Genomic DNA, 18,883 nt, shown 5'->3' on the forward strand with positions numbered 1-18,883 from the left:
CAGGTGTCTATATTCCAATAAGCATGGCACGTCATGCCGCACCCGCCAAACGTGCGGCTTCTTCCAGGTCCACGCTGACCAGGCGGCTGACGCCCGGCTCGCGCATGGTCACGCCGGAGAGCTGACGCGCGGCTTCCATCGTGGCCTTGTTGTGGCTGACGAACAGGAACTGCACCTTCTCGCTCATCTCGCGCACCATGTTGGCCAGTCGGCCGACATTGGCTTCGTCCAGCGGCGCGTCCACCTCGTCGAGCAGGCAGAACGGCGCAGGGTTGAGCTGGAAGATCGCAAACACCAGCGCCACCGCGGTCATCGCCTTCTCGCCGCCGGAGAGCAGCGAAATGCTCGACACGCGCTTGCCCGGCGGACGCGCCATGATGGTCACGCCGGTGTCGAGCAGGTCTTCGCCAGTGAGCTCCAGATACGCATGCCCGCCGCCGAACAGCCGCGGATACAACGCCTGCACGCCTGAGTTGACGCGGTCGAAGGTGTCCTTGAAACGGCCGCGGGTTTCGCGGTCGATCTTGCGGATGGCTTCTTCCAGCGTTTCCAGCGCGGTATTGAGGTCCAGGTTCTGCGCGTCCAGATATTCGGAGCGCTGCGCGGCCTCGCCGTATTCCTGGATGGCGGCCAGGTTGACCGGCTCCAGGCGCCGCATGCGCCCGTCGATCTGGCCGACGGTTGCTTCCCATTCGGCAGGGTTGGCCGACTCGGGCAACCCGTTGACCACGTCTTCAAGCACGAAACCGGCTTTGACTACCGCTGCCGCCAACTGCTCGGCGTTGAGCACCAGCGCCTGTTGATCGAGCTTGCGCTGCGAAATGCGTTCGCGCTGCGCCAGCGCCTGTTCGTCGCGCTGCTGACGGGTTTGTTCGAAGCTGCGTAGCTCGCTGTCGATGCTGTCGAGCATGGTGCGCGCTTCGCCCAGCGCGCGTTCGGTGCGCACGCGCTCGCTCAAGGCGGCTTGATGTTCGTGCTCCAGCGTTTCCACCGGCGAATCGCCTTCACTGAGCTGTGCGACAAGGTCTTCCAGGCGCGTGTCGAGCTGGCCGCGCTGGCTGTCCATGCGCTCCAGCGTCTGGCTCAGGGACGCAATCTGGGTACGTTGCGACTCCAGCGTCAGCGCCAGTGCATGCATCGCATCGCGCACGCCGCGTGCGGCATCGCGCGCTTGATCGCGTGCATCGGTGAGCTGACGACGCTCGCTTTCCAGCGCTTCGCGCGTGCCCTGCAGATCGCCCATCAAGGTGACCGCATCTTCGAGCTTGGCGCGCGCCTCGCGTGCCTGTTCGCGGCTGGTGTCCAGGGTTTCCAGCAGCTGCGACAGCTCGGTTTCGATGCGCTCGATGCGCGTGCGCGCCGCATCCACCTTGCCTTGCTGACTCTGCAATTGCCCAGCCAGTTCGGAGACGCTGCGATGCGCCATGTACAGCTGGCGCTGTGCGTCCTCGCGTTGCTGCTCGGCCGCCAGCAGTTGTTCGCGGAAACTGGCGAGCTGATGCTCCAGTTCGGCTTCGCGCTCCTGCAAGGTTTCGATCTGCGTGCGCAACTCCTGAATCTCGCGCTCGCGCAGCAGCGCGCCCTGCTTGGCCGCGCCGGAGCGTGAGACGCGCACCCAGCCCTCGCCCAGCCGCTCACCACTGCGGGTGATGACGGAATCGCCTTCGGGCAGGCTGCGTTGCAGAGTACGCGCGGCGTCCAGATCCTCAGCGGTGTGCAAGCGCGCGAGCAGGCGACGGATCGCGATCGGCCCCTGCACCTTGGCGGCCAACGAGGTCGGCGCGAAGCTCGCGTCATCCGTCGCGCTGGACACCAGCGCGATGCGGCCGTCGCCTAATTCACCCAGCGCATCGACCAGTTGCTCCGGCGCATCCACCAGCACGCCTTCGATCAACTGCCCCAAGGCGCCTTCAACTGCATTTTCCCAGCCGCTTTCCACGCTGATGCGCTCGCCGACGCGCGCTGCCGAATCCAACCCGCGCGACTTCAGCCATGCCACTGCGGCGCCCTGCTCCTGACCGAGTGCGGCTTGCTGCAAGGTTTCCAGCGACGATAGCCGGCCACGCGCAGCCTGTGCCTGCTTGCGCACGTCGGCCAGCTCGCCCTGGCTGGCACGCTGCTGTTCCTGCAGCCCGCCGAGCGCGTGCTTGCGCGCCTCGACCTGCTCGGTCAATCCATCCAACGAGGTCTTCTGCGTTTCATGGCGCAGTTCGATCTGCTCGAACGCCTCGGCCAACGCATCCAGGTCCAGCCCGGCACGTTCGTTGACCAACGCTTCGCGGCGACGATCGGCTTCCAGCGCCTGGCGGTCCAAGTAATCGACGCGCGTGCGCTCCACTTCGCCGGCGCGCGAGGCTTCGCCGGTATCGCGGTTATGCGTCTCCCAACGTTGCTGCCAGTCGGCCAGCCGCGCTTCGGCTTCACGCAGCGACTCCTGGCGGAATTCGTGGTCTTCGCGCAGTTGTTCCAGTTGCGGCTCGGCAGCGGCCACCGCTTCGCGCAGCACACTCAATTTGGCCGAGTCGCCGCTGATGTGCTGGGTCAATTCCTGCAGCTGGCTCTGCGCCTCATCGCGCGCCTTGTGCAAGCGATGCGAGAGTTCGCGCTGATGCTGGATCTGCTGCTCGATGCGCGCCAACGCACCACCGACCTGGTAGACATCGGCCTGCGCCTTGGCCACCGCTTCGGCGGCCTCTTCGCGGCGCACGCGGCCGGTCTCGATACGCGCTTCGGCATCGCGTTGTTCGGCGATAAATTGCTGCAGGCGGGTCTCTTCCTGATTCAACTTTTCGCGCAGGCCCTGTAGCTGTCCATCCAGGCCGCGGTATTCCAGCGCCTTCCACTCGGCATCCTTGATCCGGCGCTCTTCCTGCAACGCTTGGTACTGCTCGGCCTGCCGCGCCTGGCGCTGCAGATGCGCCAGCTGCTTGGTGATTTCTTCGCGCAGGTCGCCCAGGCGGTCGAGGTTTTCGCGAGTATGCCGAATACGCGTTTCGGTTTCCTTGCGGCGTTCCTTGTACTTGGAAATGCCGGCGGCTTCTTCCAGATACACGCGCAGATCTTCCGGGCGCGCTTCGATGATCTGGCTGATCATGCCCTGCTCGATGATCGAGTAGCTGCGCGGCCCCAGACCGGTGCCTAAAAACAGATCGGTAATATCGCGGCGGCGGCACTTGGTGCCGTTGAGGTAGTACGCACTGGTGCCATCGCGGCTGACCAGGCGCCTGACCGAGATCTCGTTGAACGAGGCGAACTCACCGCTGATGGTGTGATCGGAATTGTCGAAGATCAGCTCCACCGTCGCCTGCGACACCGGCTTGCGCGCCGAAGAGCCGGAGAAGATCACGTCGGTCAGCGAGTCGCCGCGCAGGCGGCTGGCCGAGCTTTCGCCCATCACCCAGCGCACCGCATCGATGATGTTGGACTTGCCGCAACCATTGGGGCCGACGATGCCGGTCATATTGGTGGGCAGGTGCAACGTGGTCGGGTCGACGAACGACTTGAAACCGGACAGCTTGATCGTAGACAGGCGCATGGGGACTGGAGATTCCGGGCACCGCGCGGACCAAGCCGGCAGGCGCTTTATTCCTGTGAAGCCAGCGCCCAAGCCCTTGATCCATAAGATCTGCGGGCCGTGGAACCGGCAATGGGGCATGAGTATAACGGGCATGCCAGCACTGGCGGCGGCGCCCCAAAAACGAAGGGCGCCTAACAAGGCGCCCTTCGGATGACACATGCGGCTTGGATCAGGCGTCGGATTCGACGATGACCTTGACCGTGGTTTCCACGTCTGCGTGCAGGTGCAGCACAACGTCGTACTCGCCGACATTGCGGAATGCGCCTTCGCCCAGGATCACTTCGCTCTTTTCCAGCGGCAGGCCGGCGGCGGTGAACGCCTCGGCGATGTCGCGCGGGCCAACCGAGCCGTACAGCTTGCCTTCGGTCGACGCGTGCGCACCGATGGTGACGCTGGCGCCTTCGAACTTGGTGGCGCGGCTCTGTGCGTCGGCAAGGATGCTGTTGGCCTTGGCTTCGTACTCGGCGCGCTTGGTTTCGAACGCTTCGACGTTCGCAGCGGTGGCCGGCACGGCCTTGCCCTGCGGCACGAGGAAGTTACGGCCGTAGCCCGGCTTGACACTGACCTTGTCGCCCAGGTTGCCCAGGTTGGTCACTTTCTGCAGAAGAATCAGATCCATGGTGGTGCTCCGTTATTCGTTAGCGCCTGCATGTGGCGGGCGCAACGGGTGCTGTCCGAAAAGACGGGATTCGGGAATCGGGATTTGGGAATCGCAAGAGCACGATCAACACCGCATCTCCAATCACCAGGCGTCTATCAATTTAATCACCCGCACATGGATGTGCGGGCTTCTGTGAGGGACTCACACAAAGCCTTGCGGGCCTTTGTGAGGGAGTCACATCAACGACTTAAACGTCGTGGTTGTCCGTGTACGGGATCAGCGCCAGAAAACGCGAGCGCTTGACGGCCGTCGCCAGCTGACGCTGATACTTGGACTTGGTACCGGTCACGCGGCTCGGCACGATCTTGCCGTTCTCGGTGAGGTACTGGCGCAGGGTGTTGAGATCCTTGTAATCGATCTCTTTGACGCCCTCGGCGGTGAACTTGCAGAACTTGCGACGACGGAAGAACTTGGACATGACAGCGCTCCTTAAGCGGCTTCGGCGTTGTCGCCGTCGGTATCGGTGGCAGCGGGGGCATCGCCCTCTTCATCGTCACGACGACGACGCTCGCTACGCTCGGGCTTGTCGCCCTTCTCGTCCTTGCTCTTCATGATCAGCGACTGCTCGGTGTCCGGGCCATCGCGCTTGACGACTAGGTGACGCAGCACCGCATCGTTGAAGCGGAAGCTTTCCACCAGCTCGCTCAGCACGGCCTGGTCGACTTCGATGTTGAGCAGCACGTAGTGCGCCTTCACCAGGTTCTGGATCGGGTAGGCCAGCTGACGGCGGCCCCAGTCTTCCAGACGATGGATGGTGCCGTTACCGCCCTCGATCAGCGACTTGTAGCGCTCGATCATGGCCGGGACCTGCTCGCTCTGGTCCGGATGAACCAGGAACACGACTTCGTAATGACGACTCATGTTGTTTTACCTTTCGGATGTGGCCACGTGGGCCGGACAGCTCCCCGGACATCCGCGCAAGCGGCCGGTGGAGCAAGGGTTCCCACCCGGAACCGGGCAGGAAGCAAGAAATTATGGCAGTTCAGGCGGTTAGCCGCAACTGACCGAGCAGGGGGAGACTTTCAATGCCCTCTCCTGCGGGAGAGGGGTGGGGGTGAGGGTACGGGGCAAAGCCACGCATGTCGTTCTCGTTCAACACGCGAGGCTTCGCGCCGCACCATCATCCGCGTCTACGGGGCACCTTCTCCCCCATGACGGAGGACAATGTCCCGCAGGGAGAAGGGATAGCGCGCGCTGGCGGGCTCAGCGATGCTCGTCCGCCGTGGTAAAGCTCTCCCCGCAGCCGCATTCGGCGGTCGCGTTGGGATTACTGAAGGTAAACGTCTCGCTGAGGCCGTGCTTGCCGAAGTCGATGCAGGTGCCATCCACCAGCGGCAGGCTGGTGGGGTCGACGAAGATGCGCACCCCGCCCTGTTCGAATACCGCGTCGTCGTCGCGCGCCTCGCGCGCCAGGTCGGTGACATGGCCCCAGCCGGAACAACCGGTCTTGGTCACGCCAAAGCGCAGACCCAACGCACCCGGGGTCTGCTGCACGAAACGCTGCACGCGCTCCAGCGCGGCGGGGGTGAGGCTGACGGCCATGGGGGCACTCCAAAACAGTGGTGGCAAGTATAACGAGGCCGCAACGACCCGGCGCAATGCTGAGCGGCGGCGTCTGCAACAGATGGGGGCAGCACGCGCCTGCGACAAGCGCAGCCGTCGGCAACCTGTTCAGGCGCTCGCGCCGGCGCAGTCGCAGCCAGTAAACTCGCAGACCATTCAAGGTCGCTACGGCGAGGAACAGTCATGACGGTGGTCAGCGTTGAACATGCGCTTGCGGGGAAGCTCCCCGACGGCGGCGAAGTCACGGTACGGGGGTGGGTGCGCACATTGCGCGGATCTGCCGGGCTGGCCTTCATCAACGTAACCGACGGCTCGTGCTTCGCTCCGATCCAGGTAGTGGCCAACGATACGCTGCCCAATTTCGATGAGGTCAAGCGCCTGACCAGCGGCTGCTCGCTGATCGCCAAGGGTGTGTTGGTGAAGTCGCAGGGCAAGGGCCAGTCGTTCGAGATCCAGGCCAGCGGTGTGGAGATTGTCGGTTGGGTCGAAGACCCGCTGACCTATCCGATCCAGCCCAAACCGATGTCGCCGGAGTTCCTGCGCGAAGTGGCGCATCTGCGTCCGCGCACCAACCTGTTCGGTGCGGTCACCCGCATCCGCAACTGTCTGGCGCAGGCGGTGCACCGCTTCTTCCATCAGAACGGCTTCAACTGGATCAGCACACCGATCATCACCACCTCCGACGCCGAAGGCGCCGGGCAGATGTTCCGTGTTTCCACGCTGGACATGGTCAACCTGCCGCGCGATGGCAGCGGCAATGTGGATTTCAGCCGCGATTTCTTCGGCAAGGAAACCTTCCTGACTGTGTCCGGCCAGCTCAATGTGGAGGCGTACTGCCTGGCGCTGAGCAAGGTCTACACCTTCGGCCCGACCTTCCGTGCCGAAAACAGCCACACCACACGCCATCTGGCCGAGTTCTGGATGATTGAGCCGGAAATCGCCTTCGCCGATCTTGCCGAAGACGCGCGTCTGGCCGAGCAGTTCCTCAAGTACCTGTTCCGTGCAGTGCTCGAAGAGCGTGGCGACGACCTGGCGTTCCTGGCCGAGCGCGTGGACAAGAACGCAATCGCCAAGCTCGAAGCGTTCATCAATGCACCGTTCGAGCAGATCGACTACACCGACGCAGTGAAGTTGCTGCAGAACTCCGGCAAGAAATTCGATTTTCCGGTGGAATGGGGCCTGGACCTGCAGACCGAGCACGAGCGCTGGTTGACCGAAGAACACATCGGCCGCCCAGTGGTGGTGACCAACTATCCCGAGCACATCAAAGCGTTCTATATGCGCTTGAACGACGACGGCAAGACCGTTGCGGCGATGGACGTGCTGGCGCCGGGCATCGGCGAAATCATCGGCGGCAGCCAGCGCGAAGAGCGCCTGGACGTGCTCGACGCGCGCATGGCGCAGTTTGGCCTGGATAAGGAGCACTACAGCTGGTACCGCGACTTCCGTCGTTACGGCTCGGTGCCGCATGCCGGCTTCGGCCTGGGCTTCGAGCGTTTGGTGGTGTACGTGTGCGGGCTGAGCAACATCCGCGACGCGATCCCCTACCCGCGCGCGCCGGGCAGCGCGGAGTTCTGAGGTGACGGATGCGGCGGCCACGGTCACCATGTACCACCCGCTGGGGCAGGAGGAATACGCCTTGGTGCGCGACTCAGGCAACCGCCGCTGGCCGCCACGGTTGCCTGAGCAACCGATCTTTTACCCAGTCACCAACCAGCGCTACGCCGAGGAAATTGCGTCGCGCTGGAACGTCAAGGACAGCGGGCTTGGCTATGTTGCGCAGTTCGAGGTACGCGCAGCGTTCGTCGAACGCGATGCCATCCAAAACGTCGGCGGCGCACACCACACCGAGTGGTGGATCCCGGCCGAAGAGTTGGATGCGTTGAATGACACTATTGCCGGCCTCAATGACATCATCGGCCAGTTCGATGCCCGGCCCACGGAGCACGAAACATGACTCTGTTCTTCGCACTGTGTTTCGTCGGAGTCGCCGTCGCCGGGTTGACCGCGCTGCTGATCTTCTGGCCGCTGACCCTGGTGCACATGCGCGACCGTCATCCGGAGGCGTTGGCCAGTTTTGGCGACCCGGCCTTCATCAGTCCCGTGGCATTGCGCTGGTTGCTGGCGCGCCGTTACCGCAGCTACCGCGACCGTGCACTGTCCGGTCTGGCCACACCCGCCTGGCTATCGCTGCTCACCATTTTTTTCGGCCTGGGCATGGCGGCCCTGCTTGGCCTGCTTTCCAAGGTAATGCAATGACAACGTACGAAGACACCACGCAGGGCGCGCACGACTCCTGGTGGCTGGCCACGATCGGCCGCACCCTGATCTGGGCGCGCCTGCGCGTCAATGAAGCCGGCACCGCCGAAGTGTTGGACAGCGATGGCAAGACGCTGCCCTACGACAGCGAAGACAGCGCACGCGCGGCATTGTTCGACGCCGAGTTCGTCGCGCTGGATGGGCTGGATGAAGAAGACGCGCTGATCCGCGGCTTTTCGCTGCATGAAGTCTCGCCGCCGCAGGGCGACGACGATGCCGACCTGCGTGCGCGCATGGTGGTGAACATGGGCGGCCGCGCCTGATATGTATGCCCCGCGCGCGTTTGCGCAGACCGATCTGGCCTTGCTGGACTGGCTGTTTGCACGCGATGCATTCGTCACCCTGATCAGCCAGGGCGACGACGGCCAACCGGCGATCTCGCATTTGCCGGTGCTGTATCAACGCGATGGGCAGGCTGTCGTGATCGAAGGCCATTGGGCACGCCCCAATCCGCAGGCGCGCACTCCTGGCGATGCAGTGATCGTGCTGCAAGGGCCGCATGCTTACGTGTCGCCCAGCTGGTATCTGGACAAGGAAGCGGCGGCGCGCGTGCCCACCTGGAACTACGCGGTTGCGGGTTGCGCATCTGCATGGCCGCTGCAGCCAGGTCAGCGATGAAGACGCGCTGGGTGGGTTGATCGCACGCATGCGCGCGCATTTCGAGCAGCGCGTCGGTAGCGATTGGCAGTTCGACATGGAGCGCGACAGTCATCGTAAGCAACTGCGGGGTCTGGTTGGCTTCCGCTTCGTCCCAAGCCGCATCGAATTGACCTTCAAGCTGAGTCAGAACCACCCGGCCGGCAATATCGCAGCAGTGAGCGATGCGCTGGCGCAACAGGCATCGGCCGATTCGCACGAGGTCGCCACACTGATGCGCGATGCATTGCGCGCACGCGATGGCGTAGCCTGAGAGCGGCGCGCCGAGAGTTTTTTCGCATCACGGTTTCAGGGCTCTTCTGCACTCCCCTCTCCCCTTGTCGCTGGAAAATTTCGCGCATGAACGAACTCAACCATTTACTTGAAAACAACCGCGCATGGTCCGAGCGTATCCGCCGCGAAGACCCGGAATTCTTTTCCAAGCTGTCGACCCAGCAAACCCCGGAATATCTGTGGATCGGCTGCTCCGATTCGCGCGTGCCGGCCAATCAGATCATCGATATGGCACCGGGCGAAGTCTTCGTCCATCGCAATATCGCCAACATGGTGGTGCATACCGATCTGAATTGCCTGTCGGTGATCCAGTTCGCAGTGGACGTGCTCAAGGTCAAACACGTGCTGGTGGTTGGCCACTACGGCTGCGGCGGCGTGTTCGCCAGCCTGACCCAGAAGCGCATGGGCCTGGTCGACAACTGGATCCGGCACGTCACCGACGTGGCCGACAAACACGAAGCCTGCCTGCACGACGCCGGCGATCTGCCCGTGCAGCACGCGCGTCTGTGCGAGCTCAACGTGCTCGAACAGGTGGTCAACGTGTGCCGCACCACCATCGTGCGCGATGCCTGGGAGCGCGGCCAGGAACTGTACGTGCATGGCTGGGTGTATAGCTTGCGCGATGGCCGCGCACACGACCTTGGCATGTCGATCGACCGCCATGAGTTGCTGCAGGAGCGTTACGATGCGGCGCTGGCGAAGATCCAGGCCGATCGCGCCGAACGCTGAGCCGCACGCAAATGCACGGCCAACCGCCGCATCCATGTGGGGCTGCCGGTTGGCTATGCTGGACACCTTCTCCGCCGAGGAACCCTCGATGCTGATTCCGCCGATCAACCTGCATGCCTGGATCGAGGAACACCGCCACCTGCTCAAGCCGCCGGTGGGCAACAAGTGCATCCAGCAGGATGGCTTCATCATCATGATTGTCGGTGGCCCGAACGCGCGCACCGACTATCATTACGACGAAGGCCCGGAATGGTTCTTCCAGCTCGAAGGCGAGATGGTGCTGAAGGTGCAGGACGATGGCGTGGCGCGCGACATCCCGATCCGTGCCGGTGAAATCTTTCTGCTGCCGCCCAAGGTGCCGCACTCGCCGCAACGCGCTGCCGGCTCGATCGGCATCGTGATCGAGCGCGTGCGTTTGCCACATGAGCAAGATGGCCTGCAGTGGTACTGCCCGCAGTGCAATCACACGTTGTACGAGGCGATGTTTCCGTTAAAAAACATCGAAACCGACTTCCCGCCTGTGTTCGATCATTTCTACCGTTCGCTGGGGCTGCGCACATGCACCAAGTGCGGACACGTGCACCCTGCGCCTGAGCGCTACGCCACCGCCGAACAATGAGTCGGCGGTGATGAAATCCCCGCCGACACTTGCGCCATCGGCACCATGCTGCGCGCACTGATCGACCTCAAACCGCGCGACGTGCCCTTGCGCGTCGCGCTGCGCAACACTGCCGCAGTGGTTTTGCCGCTGGCGATCGGCGTGGCGACCGGGCATGTTGCCGCCGGCTTGGCGGTGTGCAGCGGCGCACTCAACACCATGTTTTCCGACCAGCCGGGGCCGTATCGCGCACGCCTGCAACGCATGCTGATGGCAGCGCTGGCGGCTGGCATGGCTGCATTGCTCGGCATCTGGGTCGGCCACAACACGCCAGCGTTGGTGCTGGCCGGCCTATTGCTCGGCCTGGGCGGCGGCTTGCTGGTGGCGCTTGGCCCGGTGGCAGCGCGGGTCGGCCTGACCAGCATGATCCTGCTGGTCGTCAGCGCAGACATGCAACTGCCGGTGCAGCAGGCACCCGGTGTGGCAGGCCTGATCTTCGCCGGCGGCTTACTGCAGGTATTGCTGGCGCTGGCGGCGTGGCCGCTGCAGCGCTATCGCCCCGAGCGTTTCGCACTGGCGGAGTTGATGCGCCAGCTGGCCGGTATCGCGCGGCAGCGCCCGGAAGCCAGTGCAGCGCCGCCGGCAACGCAAGAAGTGCTCGATGCGATGGTGATGCTGCATGGCGAACATCGCTCGCGCGCGATTGCGGTGCAGAGTTTTCGCATCATCGCCGAGCTCTGCGACCGCGTACGGTTGGAGTTGCTGTCGCTGGCCGATGCCGATACGCGCCTGACCGACTCGCAGGCGCGGCCGGCGATCGAACGCGTGCTCGAACGCAGCGCCATCGTGCTGGAGCAGCTCGCGCATGCGATGACCGTGGGCGAAGACCCGGTGGCCGCCAACGCGTCGATGACCGGCTTCGACGACTTGGTCGGTGCCTTGGCACAGTTTCAGCACGACAACGCCGATACCCGCGAACGTCGCTTGGTGCGCGTGGCAGTGGCACGTGCGCAAGGTTTGGGCGGCCAGCTGCGTGCGTTGATCCGCAACGCACACTGGGCCAGCAGCCGTGGCGAAATCCAGGCGCAACTGGCCGAAGCGCGCCTGCCGGCAGCGCTGCGCCCAGCCGCGACCTGGGCCACCTTGCGGGCGAATCTGGACCTGTCGTCGGTGGCCTTCCGGCACGCCTTGCGCTGCGGTGTGTGCCTGGCACTGGCCATCGCCTTCCAACGCTGGCAGCAGATTCCGCACGGCTTCTGGATTCCGATGACCACCGCCATCGTGCTCAAGCCGGATTTCGGCGGCACCTTCAGCTTTGGCGCATTACGTGTCGCCGGCACCTTCGTCGGACTGTTGCTGGCCACCTTGCTTGCGCACCTGGCCATGGATGGCGCCAGCATCCGCATGGTCCTGCTGGCGCTGTTTTGCCTTGGGTTTCGTTTACTGACGCAGGTGAACTACGGCATCGGCGTGGCGTTTCTGACCGGCATGCTGGTGCTGCTGCTCTCGTTCGAAGGCGTGTCGCCGGGCGAAGCGGTCGGCGCGCGGTTGCAAGCCACCGTGGCCGGCAGCGCGCTGGCGCTGATTGCCTACGCGTTATGGCCCACACGCGAACGCCGGCAGATTCGCGCCTCGCTGGCGCAGTTGCTCAGTGCCTACCGCGACCATTTGCGCCATCTGTTGCTCGGCAAGATGGACGACCTGAGCGATACCCGCGCCGCCGCGCGCGTGGCACGCACCAATGCGCAGGCCTCGATCGAGCGTTTGCGCGGCGAACCACGCAGCCGGCGCAATCTGCAGGAACTCAAGCTGGCCGAATCGCTGCTGGCCAATGGCAACCGGCTGATCCGTGCCACCTTGTCGCTGGAGGCGGTGCTAAGCGACGGCCACCCGCTGCCCACGCTGGAGGCGTTGCCGGCTTTTGCGCAACAAGCCGACCAGGCACTGTCCGAGCTGATCGATTGCCTGCGCAACGGCGGCGTCCCGGCTGCGGCCACCTTGCGCAATGCCGAGCGTCAGCTGTCCGATGCGCTGGCCGCCTTGCCCGACAGCTCGCCAACTACCGCCGCGCTGGCCGACACCATCGACCGCGTCACCGACAGCATCGGCACGCTCACCCACTTGCTGCGCCCTGCCCGACCGGCCTCGGCCCAGGCACCAGCCCTGCATGACGGCGCGCACGGTGCCGGAGGGTAAACTGCCGCCCTGATCCGTGTTGCGAGCCCGACGATGACCGACCTGCTGTCCCGCGCCCATGCCGATGCACTGGATGCCGCCGACCCGCTGCGCAGCCTGCGCGATGCCTTTGTGTTCCCACAGCACGGCAATCAGGATCAAACTTATCTCGTCGGCCATTCGCTTGGCCTGCAGCCGCGCGCGGCGCGCGCGATGGTGGACGAGGTGCTGGATCAGTGGGGCGCGCTGGCGGTGGAAGGTCACTTTACCGGCCCCACCCAATGGCTGACCTATCACCAACTGGTGCGCGACGGGCTGGCCCGCGTGGTCGGCGCGCACCCTGGCGAAGTGGTGGCGATGAACACCCTCAGCGTCAATCTGCATTTGATGATGGCGAGCTTTTATCGCCCAACGCCCGAACGCGGCGCAATTCTGATCGAAGCCGGCGCGTTTCCATCCGACCGCCACGCGGTGGAATCGCAGTTGCGACTGCACGGGCTGGACCCGGCCACGCATCTGATCGAAGTGGAAGCCGATGAACCCAACGGCACGTTATCGATGGCTGCCATTGCCGATGCCATCGCGCAGCACGGTCAGCGCCTGGCGTTGGTGCTGTGGCCGGGCATCCAGTACCGCACCGGTCAGGCCTTCGACCTGGCCGAGATCGTGCGGCTGGCGCAGGCGCAAGGCGCGGCGGTGGGCTTCGACCTGGCGCATGCAGTGGGCAACATCCCGCTGACCCTGCACGACGATGGCGTCGATTTCGCGGTGTGGTGCCACTACAAATATCTCAACGCCGGCCCCGGCGCGGTGGGCGGTTGTTTCGTGCACACGCGACATGCCAACTACGATCTGCCGCGCATGGCCGGCTGGTGGGGACATGAGCAGCAGACCCGATTCCGCATGGACCCGCAGTTCGTGCCCTCGCCCGGCGCCGAAGGCTGGCAGCTAAGCAACCCACCGGTGCTGGCGCTGGCACCGCTGCGCGCATCGCTGGCGTTGTTCGATCAAGCCGGCATGGCCGCGCTGCGCAGCAAATCCGAACAGCTCACCGGGCATCTGGAGCAATTGATCCACGCGCGCGTGCCGCAGGTGCTGCAGATCGTCACCCCGGCCGAACCGGCGCGACGCGGTTGCCAGCTGTCGTTGCGGGTGGCCGGAGGACGCGCGCAGGGACGCTCGCTGTTCGAGCATCTGCATGCAGCCGGTGTGCTCGGCGACTGGCGCGAACCGGACGTGATCCGCATTGCGCCGGTACCGCTGTACAACCGCTTCCGCGATCTGCACACCTTCGTGGAACAGGTCGAAGCCTGGGCGGCGGCCTGAGCGCGGCAGGCTGACTGCATTGCCACCAGACCACCCGCCCGGCATCCGGAATCACCGCACGCCCACGTACACTCCGAGCCCGCCCAGGGCTAATGCGAGGGCGGCTGTCACTGTCAGTCGCTGTCTTCCCCTTTTCGCCGGCACTGCGTCCGGCTGCTGCCGGACATTGCATTGAGCCCAGTTTCTCCGCGTTCCCTGACCTTGATCGGCGCCGGTCTGGCCGGTTGCCTGCTGGCCATCCTGCTGTCGCGTCGCGGCTGGCAGGTCACCGTGTACGAACGCCGTGGCGATCCGCGCATCAAGGGCTACGAGTCCGGCCGCTCGATCAATCTGGCGCTGGCCGAACGCGGCCGGCATGCGCTGCGCCAGGCCGGCGCCGAAGAGGCGGTGATGGCCAAGGCAGTGATGATGCGTGGGCGCATGGTGCACCCGCTGGTCGGCGAACCGCAGCTGCAACGCTACGGGCGCGACGACAGCGAGGTGATCTGGTCGATCCACCGCGCCGCGTTGAATGTCGCGCTGCTCGATCTGGCCGAACAGGCCGGCGCACAGGTGCATTTCTACCGCCGCCTGCATACGGTGGACTTCGACGCCGGCTACGCGCGCTTTATCGACGACCGCGATGACCAGCCGCACGAAATCCACTTCCAGAGTTTGATCGGCAGCGATGGCGCCGGCTCGGCATTGCGCGCGGCGATGCAGCGCAAATCGCCGCTGGGCGAACGCACCGAATTCCTGGATCACTCGTACAAGGAACTGGAAATTCCGCCACTGCCTGGCGGCGGTTTCCGGATCGAAGGCAACGCATTGCACATCTGGCCGCGCGGGCACTACATGTGCATCGCACTGCCCAACGATGGCGGCACCTTCACCGTCACCTTGTTTTTGCCGAACGCCGGCGATCCCAGCTTCGCCACTACGCGTACCGGCGATGAAGCATTCGCTCTGTTCGCGCGCGATTTCCCCGATGCATTGCCGCTGATTCCGCAGCTCAAGGAACATTGGGAAGAGCATCCGCCTGGACTGCTTGGCACCCTGACCCTGGACCGCTGGCATCTGGATGGCCGCGCGTTGCTGATCGGCGATGCGGCACACGCGATGGTGCCGTTCCACGGCCAGGGCATGAATTGCGCGTTCGAAGATTGCGTGGCGCTGGCAGATCAGCTGGATGCGCATGACGATCTCGCCGGTGCGTTCGCCGCCTTCGAAGCTGCACGCCGCGATGATGCGGCGGCGATCCAGCAAATGGCGCTGGAAAATTACCTGGAAATGCGCGACCGCGTCGACGACCCCGACTTCCTGCTGCAGCGCCAGCTTGAACAGCAGTTGCAGGCGCGCTGGCCCACCCGCTTCGTGCCGCACTACACCATGGTGACGTTCCTGCGCACGCGCTATTCGATTGCGCTGGCGCGCAGCGAGATCCAGCGCGAGATTCTGGTCGAGGCCACGCGCGGACACACCGATCTGTCGCGCATCGATTGGGATGCGTTGGAAGCGATCGTGCATGCGCGCCTGGGGCCGCTGGACGGCGCGCACTGAGGTCTGCGACAGGTGTGGCCTGCGGCGTCGCTGCCTACACTGGCGCGCGGCTCCCTGCCGTTTCCTCGGTGACGTCTCATGGATGTGTCGCTGGCTCTAACTCCATTGCGGCAGCTCCCGGACACTGACCACCGCCACATGCGAGCGAGCCAGCTAGAGCCAAACCAACAGCCGGCACAGCGGCAACCGCACCGGCGCTTTGCTTAAAGGGGCGGCCAGCCCAACCCGCACAGCTACCCCAAGCGTGCGGGCGTCGCGATGAGGGATACTAGGCGGCACTGGCAGCGCATACGCCGTGCGCTGCGCATCTGGATGTTGCACCCGCATGCCTGACAGCTTTCTGTTCTACGACCTGGAAACCTTCGGCCAGGACCCGCGCCGCACCCGCATCGCACAGTTCGCTGCGGTGCGGACCGACGCGCAGCTGCGCGTGATCGAAGAGCCAATCAGCTTCTTCGTGCAACCGGCCGACGATCTGCTGCCCTCGCCCTACGCCACCATGGTCACCGGCATCACCCCGCAACATGCGTTGCGCGAAGGCATCACCGAGGCCGAGGCGTTTGCGCGCATCGCCGAACAGATGAGCCGCCCGCAAACCTGCACGCTGGGCTACAACTCGATCCGCTTCGACGACGAGTTCGTGCGCTGCGGCCTGTTCCGCAATTTCTACGACCCCTACGAGCGCGAGTGGCGCGGCGGAAACTCGCGCTGGGACCTGCTGGATGTGTTGCGGATGGTGCATGCGCTGCGTCCGGACGGCATCGTCTGGCCGCAACGCGAAGACGGCGCCACATCGTTCAAGCTGGAACACCTGGCCAATGCCAACGATGTGCGCGAAGGCGATGCGCATGAAGCGCTGTCGGACGTGTACGCTACCATCGGCATGGCACGCAAATTCCAGCAACATCAGCCAAAGTTGTGGGACTACGCGCTGCGCCTGCGCGACAAGCGCTTCGCCGCCACGTTGCTGGATGTCATTGCCATGCAGCCGGTGCTGCATATCTCGCAACGCTACCCTGCCTCGCGTCTATGCGCCGCTGCGGTGCTGCCGCTGACGCGCCATCCACGCATCGACAGCCGCGTGATCGTGTTCGATCTGGAAGGCGACCCGGAGGTGCTGTCGCGGCTGAGCCCCGACGAGATCGCCGACCGCCTGTATATCCGCGCCGCCGATCTGCCGGAAGGCGAGCAGCGCATTCCACTGAAAGAAGTGCATCTGAACAAGTCGCCCGCGCTGGTGGCCTGGCAGCATCTGCGCGCTGCGGATTTTCAGCGCCTGGGTGTAGATCACGAGGCGGTATTGGCCAAGGCGGCACGCTTGCGCGAACTGGGGCCTGCGCTTGCCGAAAAGGTGCGCCAGGTTTACGGCAGCGAGCGCGCACCTGCAGCAGCGACCAACGATGCCGACGCCTCGCTCTACGATGGCTTTCTGGCCGAAGGCGACAAGCGTCTGCTGACACAAGTCCGCACCAGCGCACCGGCCGAACTGGGCGCGTTGGAGTCACGCTTTGGCGACCCGCGCCTGATCGAACTGCTGTTCCGTTATCGCGCGCGCAACTGGCCGCAGACACTGTCGTTCGAGGAACAGGAGCGCTGGAACGTCTACCGCCGCCAGCGCCTGCTCGAAGATCGCGGTCTGGGCGAAGTCACCCTGGAGCAATACCACGCGCAGATCGCAGATTTACGGCTTGCTCACCCCGACGATGCTAACAAGCAAGCGCTACTCGACCAGCTCGCCGCCTGGGGTTCGGACCTCCAACGCACGCTATGACCACCTACTTTTCCGACGCCAGCTTCAAGTTCCTGCGCGCCCTGGCGCGCCACAACGACAAGACATGGTTCAACGATCATCGGCATCAGTACGAGGCGCATGTGCGCCAGCCGTTTCTGCAGCTGATTACCGATCTGCAGCCGGCACTGGCGCAGGTCAGCGAACACTATCGCGCCGATCCCAAAACCCAGGGCGGCTCGCTGTTTCGCATCTATCGCGACGCGCGGTTTTCCAACGACAAATCGCCGTACAAGAACTGGCAAGGCGCGCGCTTGTTTCATGAGCGCCGCCGCCAGATGCCGGCACCCTCGTTCTATATCCACCTGCAGCCAGGCGAAAGTTTTGTCGGCGCGGGTTTGTGGCATCCGGAACCAGACACGCAACGCAAGCTGCCCCAGTTCATTTTCGATAACCCCGGCAGTTGGAAAGCCGCCGCGCACAACCCGAAATTGGTGCGCAAATTCACCCTGGACGACAGCGAAAAGCTGGTGCGTGCGCCGCGTGGATTCCCCAACGATTTCGAGTTCATTGACGATCTTAAACACCGCAACTGGGCGTACTTGCGTCACCTGGACGACAGCATCATGACCGGGCCGCGGCTGCGCCAGACCATTGAAGCGGACCTGGTGATTCTGGCGCCGTTCGTCGATTACCTGTGCGCTGCCTTGGATCTGGAATTTTGATGACGCAGGAGCTACCGCTAGGCCAGCAGCGCAGGACGTTGGGCCGCACCCAGCTAGTGGTCTCGCCGATCGGTTTGGGGTGTTCCGGTTTTTGGGGACACCGCCGCTTCGACGAAGGCGCCGCCGCACGGGTGGTCGAGTACGCGCTGGCGCGGGGCGTGAACCTGCTCGACACCGGCCATAACTACTCCGTCTTCCATGCGGAACCGCGTCTGGGACGCATACTGCGCCCCCTGCTGTCGCAATATCCGCGGGATTCGCTTGTCGTCTCCAGCAAGGGCGGTACCTTGACCGGCCAGGCCGGTATCAATGGTGCAGAACAGCGTGACTTCTCTGCAGCAGCGATCACTGCCAGTTGCGAAGCATCGCTGCGCAATCTTGGCCTGGACTATCTCGATATCTACCAGCTACATGGCGCCAGCGAGCACGACATCAATGACGATCTGCTGCTGGCGATCCAGCGTTTGCGCGAGCGCGACCTGATCCGCCACATCGGCATCAATACGCATTCGGCATCGACCCTGCACTGGATGATCGCCAACCCCAACGTCTTCGATGTGGTGCTGCTTGACTACAACGCGCTGCAGCAGGACCGTGAACCGCTGATCGACCAGCTGCAGAATGCGGGCGTTGGCGTACTGGCCGGCACCGTGCTTGCGCAGGGCCACCTCTTGCCCACGCGTGCGCGCCTGCCACGCCTGGCCGACGCCTGGTATGTGGCACGCGCTTGGCTGAAGCCCAGCAGCCGTGCCTTGATGCAGTGCTCACGCGACATGCGCCGTGCAGTAGCTTCGATCGATAGCCAGCGCCCCGCGCAAACGGCATTCGCTTATGTCCTGCAACACCCGGGTGTGGCCAGCGGCATCCTGGGCACCACCCGCATCGGCAATCTGGATGAAGTGCTACAGACCCGTGTAGAGGCACTGGATACCGCACAACGGCAACGTCTGGTCGCCGCCTTCGGCGATGGCCGCGGTTCACCCAGTCACTGATCTTCACCTGCGGCGGCCGC

The 18,883-nt window shown here is 64.3% G+C and carries 17 protein-coding genes and 1 pseudogene; 13 read left to right on the forward strand and 5 right to left on the reverse strand.

The genetic code is table 11. The features are described 5' to 3' along the window. Nucleotides 1–31: 31 nt before the first annotated feature. The 5 genes from smc to NX05_RS05560 form a co-directional block, all read right to left on the reverse strand. Complete coding sequence (smc, locus tag NX05_RS05540; protein ID WP_039433831.1) at nucleotides 32–3,535, reverse strand: chromosome segregation protein SMC; 3,504 nt, start codon at nucleotides 3,533–3,535, stop codon at nucleotides 32–34. Between the two features lie 211 nt (nucleotides 3,536–3,746). Further along, entirely contained in the window at nucleotides 3,747–4,196 is a 450-nt protein-coding gene (rplI, locus tag NX05_RS05545) for a 50S ribosomal protein L9 (RefSeq protein WP_010379584.1), read from the reverse strand. A gap of 229 nt (nucleotides 4,197–4,425) precedes the next feature. Further along, entirely contained in the window at nucleotides 4,426–4,656 is a 231-nt protein-coding gene (gene rpsR, locus NX05_RS05550) for a 30S ribosomal protein S18 (RefSeq protein ID WP_005991243.1), read from the reverse strand. Nucleotides 4,657–4,667: 11 nt separating this feature from the next. Next, the gene (gene rpsF, locus NX05_RS05555) at nucleotides 4,668–5,099 is read right to left on the reverse strand and encodes a 30S ribosomal protein S6 (protein ID WP_005991245.1); all 432 of its coding nucleotides are present in this window, start codon (nucleotides 5,097–5,099) and stop codon (nucleotides 4,668–4,670) included. A 342-nt stretch (nucleotides 5,100–5,441) separates the two neighbouring features. Next, nucleotides 5,442–5,780 (reverse strand): HesB/IscA family protein, encoded by a 339-nt coding sequence (locus NX05_RS05560; RefSeq protein WP_010366576.1) that lies wholly within the window; start codon nucleotides 5,778–5,780, stop codon nucleotides 5,442–5,444. Nucleotides 5,781–5,984: 204 nt separating this feature from the next. Between NX05_RS05560 and asnS the strand changes: the two genes are divergently transcribed. From asnS to NX05_RS05630, 13 genes and pseudogenes are all read left to right on the forward strand, one after another. After that, entirely contained in the window at nucleotides 5,985–7,379 is a 1,395-nt protein-coding gene (gene asnS, locus NX05_RS05565) for an asparagine--tRNA ligase (RefSeq protein WP_010366572.1), read from the forward strand. A 28-nt stretch (nucleotides 7,380–7,407) separates the two neighbouring features. Next, nucleotides 7,408–7,758 carry a hypothetical protein gene (locus NX05_RS05570; protein ID WP_052239620.1) on the forward strand — a complete coding sequence of 117 codons (351 nt, stop codon included), beginning with the start codon at nucleotides 7,408–7,410 and terminating at the stop codon, nucleotides 7,756–7,758. Further along, nucleotides 7,755–8,060, forward strand: coding sequence for a hypothetical protein (locus NX05_RS05575; protein ID WP_039433824.1), 306 nt, complete (start codon nucleotides 7,755–7,757; stop codon nucleotides 8,058–8,060). Before NX05_RS05570 ends, NX05_RS05575 begins: the two co-directional genes overlap by 4 nt. Further along, nucleotides 8,057–8,383, forward strand: coding sequence for a hypothetical protein (locus tag NX05_RS05580; protein WP_010366566.1), 327 nt, complete (start codon nucleotides 8,057–8,059; stop codon nucleotides 8,381–8,383). Before NX05_RS05575 ends, NX05_RS05580 begins: the two co-directional genes overlap by 4 nt. Before the next feature lies 1 nt (nucleotide 8,384). Then, nucleotides 8,385–9,030 (forward strand): annotated as a pseudogene (locus NX05_RS24155) (FMN-binding negative transcriptional regulator). An 86-nt stretch (nucleotides 9,031–9,116) separates the two neighbouring features. After that, a complete protein-coding gene (can, locus tag NX05_RS05595; RefSeq protein ID WP_039433818.1) occupies nucleotides 9,117–9,779 on the forward strand; it encodes a carbonate dehydratase in 663 nt (220 codons plus the stop codon). An 88-nt stretch (nucleotides 9,780–9,867) separates the two neighbouring features. Continuing rightward, the gene (locus tag NX05_RS05600) at nucleotides 9,868–10,398 is read left to right on the forward strand and encodes a 3-hydroxyanthranilate 3,4-dioxygenase (protein ID WP_104607642.1); all 531 of its coding nucleotides are present in this window, start codon (nucleotides 9,868–9,870) and stop codon (nucleotides 10,396–10,398) included. A 45-nt stretch (nucleotides 10,399–10,443) separates the two neighbouring features. Further along, entirely contained in the window at nucleotides 10,444–12,573 is a 2,130-nt protein-coding gene (locus tag NX05_RS05605; protein WP_017113390.1) for an FUSC family protein, read from the forward strand. Nucleotides 12,574–12,606: 33 nt separating this feature from the next. After that, entirely contained in the window at nucleotides 12,607–13,878 is a 1,272-nt protein-coding gene (kynU, locus tag NX05_RS05610; protein ID WP_039433813.1) for a kynureninase, read from the forward strand. Between the two features lie 171 nt (nucleotides 13,879–14,049). Next, entirely contained in the window at nucleotides 14,050–15,417 is a 1,368-nt protein-coding gene (locus tag NX05_RS05615; protein ID WP_017113389.1) for an FAD-dependent oxidoreductase, read from the forward strand. Nucleotides 15,418–15,742: 325 nt separating this feature from the next. After that, nucleotides 15,743–17,188 carry an exodeoxyribonuclease I gene (gene sbcB / locus NX05_RS05620; RefSeq protein WP_039433808.1) on the forward strand — a complete coding sequence of 482 codons (1,446 nt, stop codon included), beginning with the start codon at nucleotides 15,743–15,745 and terminating at the stop codon, nucleotides 17,186–17,188. After that, on the forward strand, nucleotides 17,185–17,871 hold the full coding sequence (locus NX05_RS05625) for a DUF2461 domain-containing protein (RefSeq protein WP_039433805.1): 687 nt from the start codon (nucleotides 17,185–17,187) through the stop codon (nucleotides 17,869–17,871). Before sbcB ends, NX05_RS05625 begins: the two co-directional genes overlap by 4 nt. Then, nucleotides 17,871–18,863, forward strand: a complete 993-nt coding sequence (locus tag NX05_RS05630; RefSeq protein WP_039433802.1) for an aldo/keto reductase — start codon at nucleotides 17,871–17,873, stop codon at nucleotides 18,861–18,863. Before NX05_RS05625 ends, NX05_RS05630 begins: the two co-directional genes overlap by 1 nt. Nucleotides 18,864–18,883 lie beyond the last annotated feature (20 nt).

The organism is Xanthomonas vasicola, assembly GCF_000772705.2.
Classification (GTDB): domain Bacteria; phylum Pseudomonadota; class Gammaproteobacteria; order Xanthomonadales; family Xanthomonadaceae; genus Xanthomonas; species Xanthomonas vasicola.

Excerpts from the sequence above, each read along its gene's own strand:
- sbcB (WP_039433808.1), top strand. The coding sequence starts at position 15,743 with ATGCCTGACAGCTTTCTGTTCTACGACCTGGAAACCTTCGGCCAGGAC.
- asnS (WP_010366572.1), top strand. The coding sequence starts at position 5,985 with ATGACGGTGGTCAGCGTTGAACATGCGCTTGCGGGGAAGCTCCCCGAC.
- NX05_RS05575 (WP_039433824.1), top strand. The coding sequence starts at position 7,755 with ATGACTCTGTTCTTCGCACTGTGTTTCGTCGGAGTCGCCGTCGCCGGG.
- NX05_RS05605 (WP_017113390.1), top strand. The coding sequence starts at position 10,444 with ATGCTGCGCGCACTGATCGACCTCAAACCGCGCGACGTGCCCTTGCGC.
- rpsR (WP_005991243.1), bottom strand. The coding sequence starts at position 4,656 with ATGTCCAAGTTCTTCCGTCGTCGCAAGTTCTGCAAGTTCACCGCCGAG.
- NX05_RS05625 (WP_039433805.1), top strand. The coding sequence starts at position 17,185 with ATGACCACCTACTTTTCCGACGCCAGCTTCAAGTTCCTGCGCGCCCTG.
- NX05_RS05580 (WP_010366566.1), top strand. The coding sequence starts at position 8,057 with ATGACAACGTACGAAGACACCACGCAGGGCGCGCACGACTCCTGGTGG.
- can (WP_039433818.1), top strand. The coding sequence starts at position 9,117 with ATGAACGAACTCAACCATTTACTTGAAAACAACCGCGCATGGTCCGAG.
- kynU (WP_039433813.1), top strand. The coding sequence starts at position 12,607 with ATGACCGACCTGCTGTCCCGCGCCCATGCCGATGCACTGGATGCCGCC.
- rpsF (WP_005991245.1), bottom strand. The coding sequence starts at position 5,099 with ATGAGTCGTCATTACGAAGTCGTGTTCCTGGTTCATCCGGACCAGAGC.
- NX05_RS05560 (WP_010366576.1), bottom strand. The coding sequence starts at position 5,780 with ATGGCCGTCAGCCTCACCCCCGCCGCGCTGGAGCGCGTGCAGCGTTTC.
- NX05_RS05570 (WP_052239620.1), top strand. The coding sequence starts at position 7,408 with ATGTACCACCCGCTGGGGCAGGAGGAATACGCCTTGGTGCGCGACTCA.
- rplI (WP_010379584.1), bottom strand. The coding sequence starts at position 4,196 with ATGGATCTGATTCTTCTGCAGAAAGTGACCAACCTGGGCAACCTGGGC.
- NX05_RS05600 (WP_104607642.1), top strand. The coding sequence starts at position 9,868 with ATGCTGATTCCGCCGATCAACCTGCATGCCTGGATCGAGGAACACCGC.
- smc (WP_039433831.1), bottom strand. The coding sequence starts at position 3,535 with ATGCGCCTGTCTACGATCAAGCTGTCCGGTTTCAAGTCGTTCGTCGAC.
- NX05_RS05630 (WP_039433802.1), top strand. The coding sequence starts at position 17,871 with ATGACGCAGGAGCTACCGCTAGGCCAGCAGCGCAGGACGTTGGGCCGC.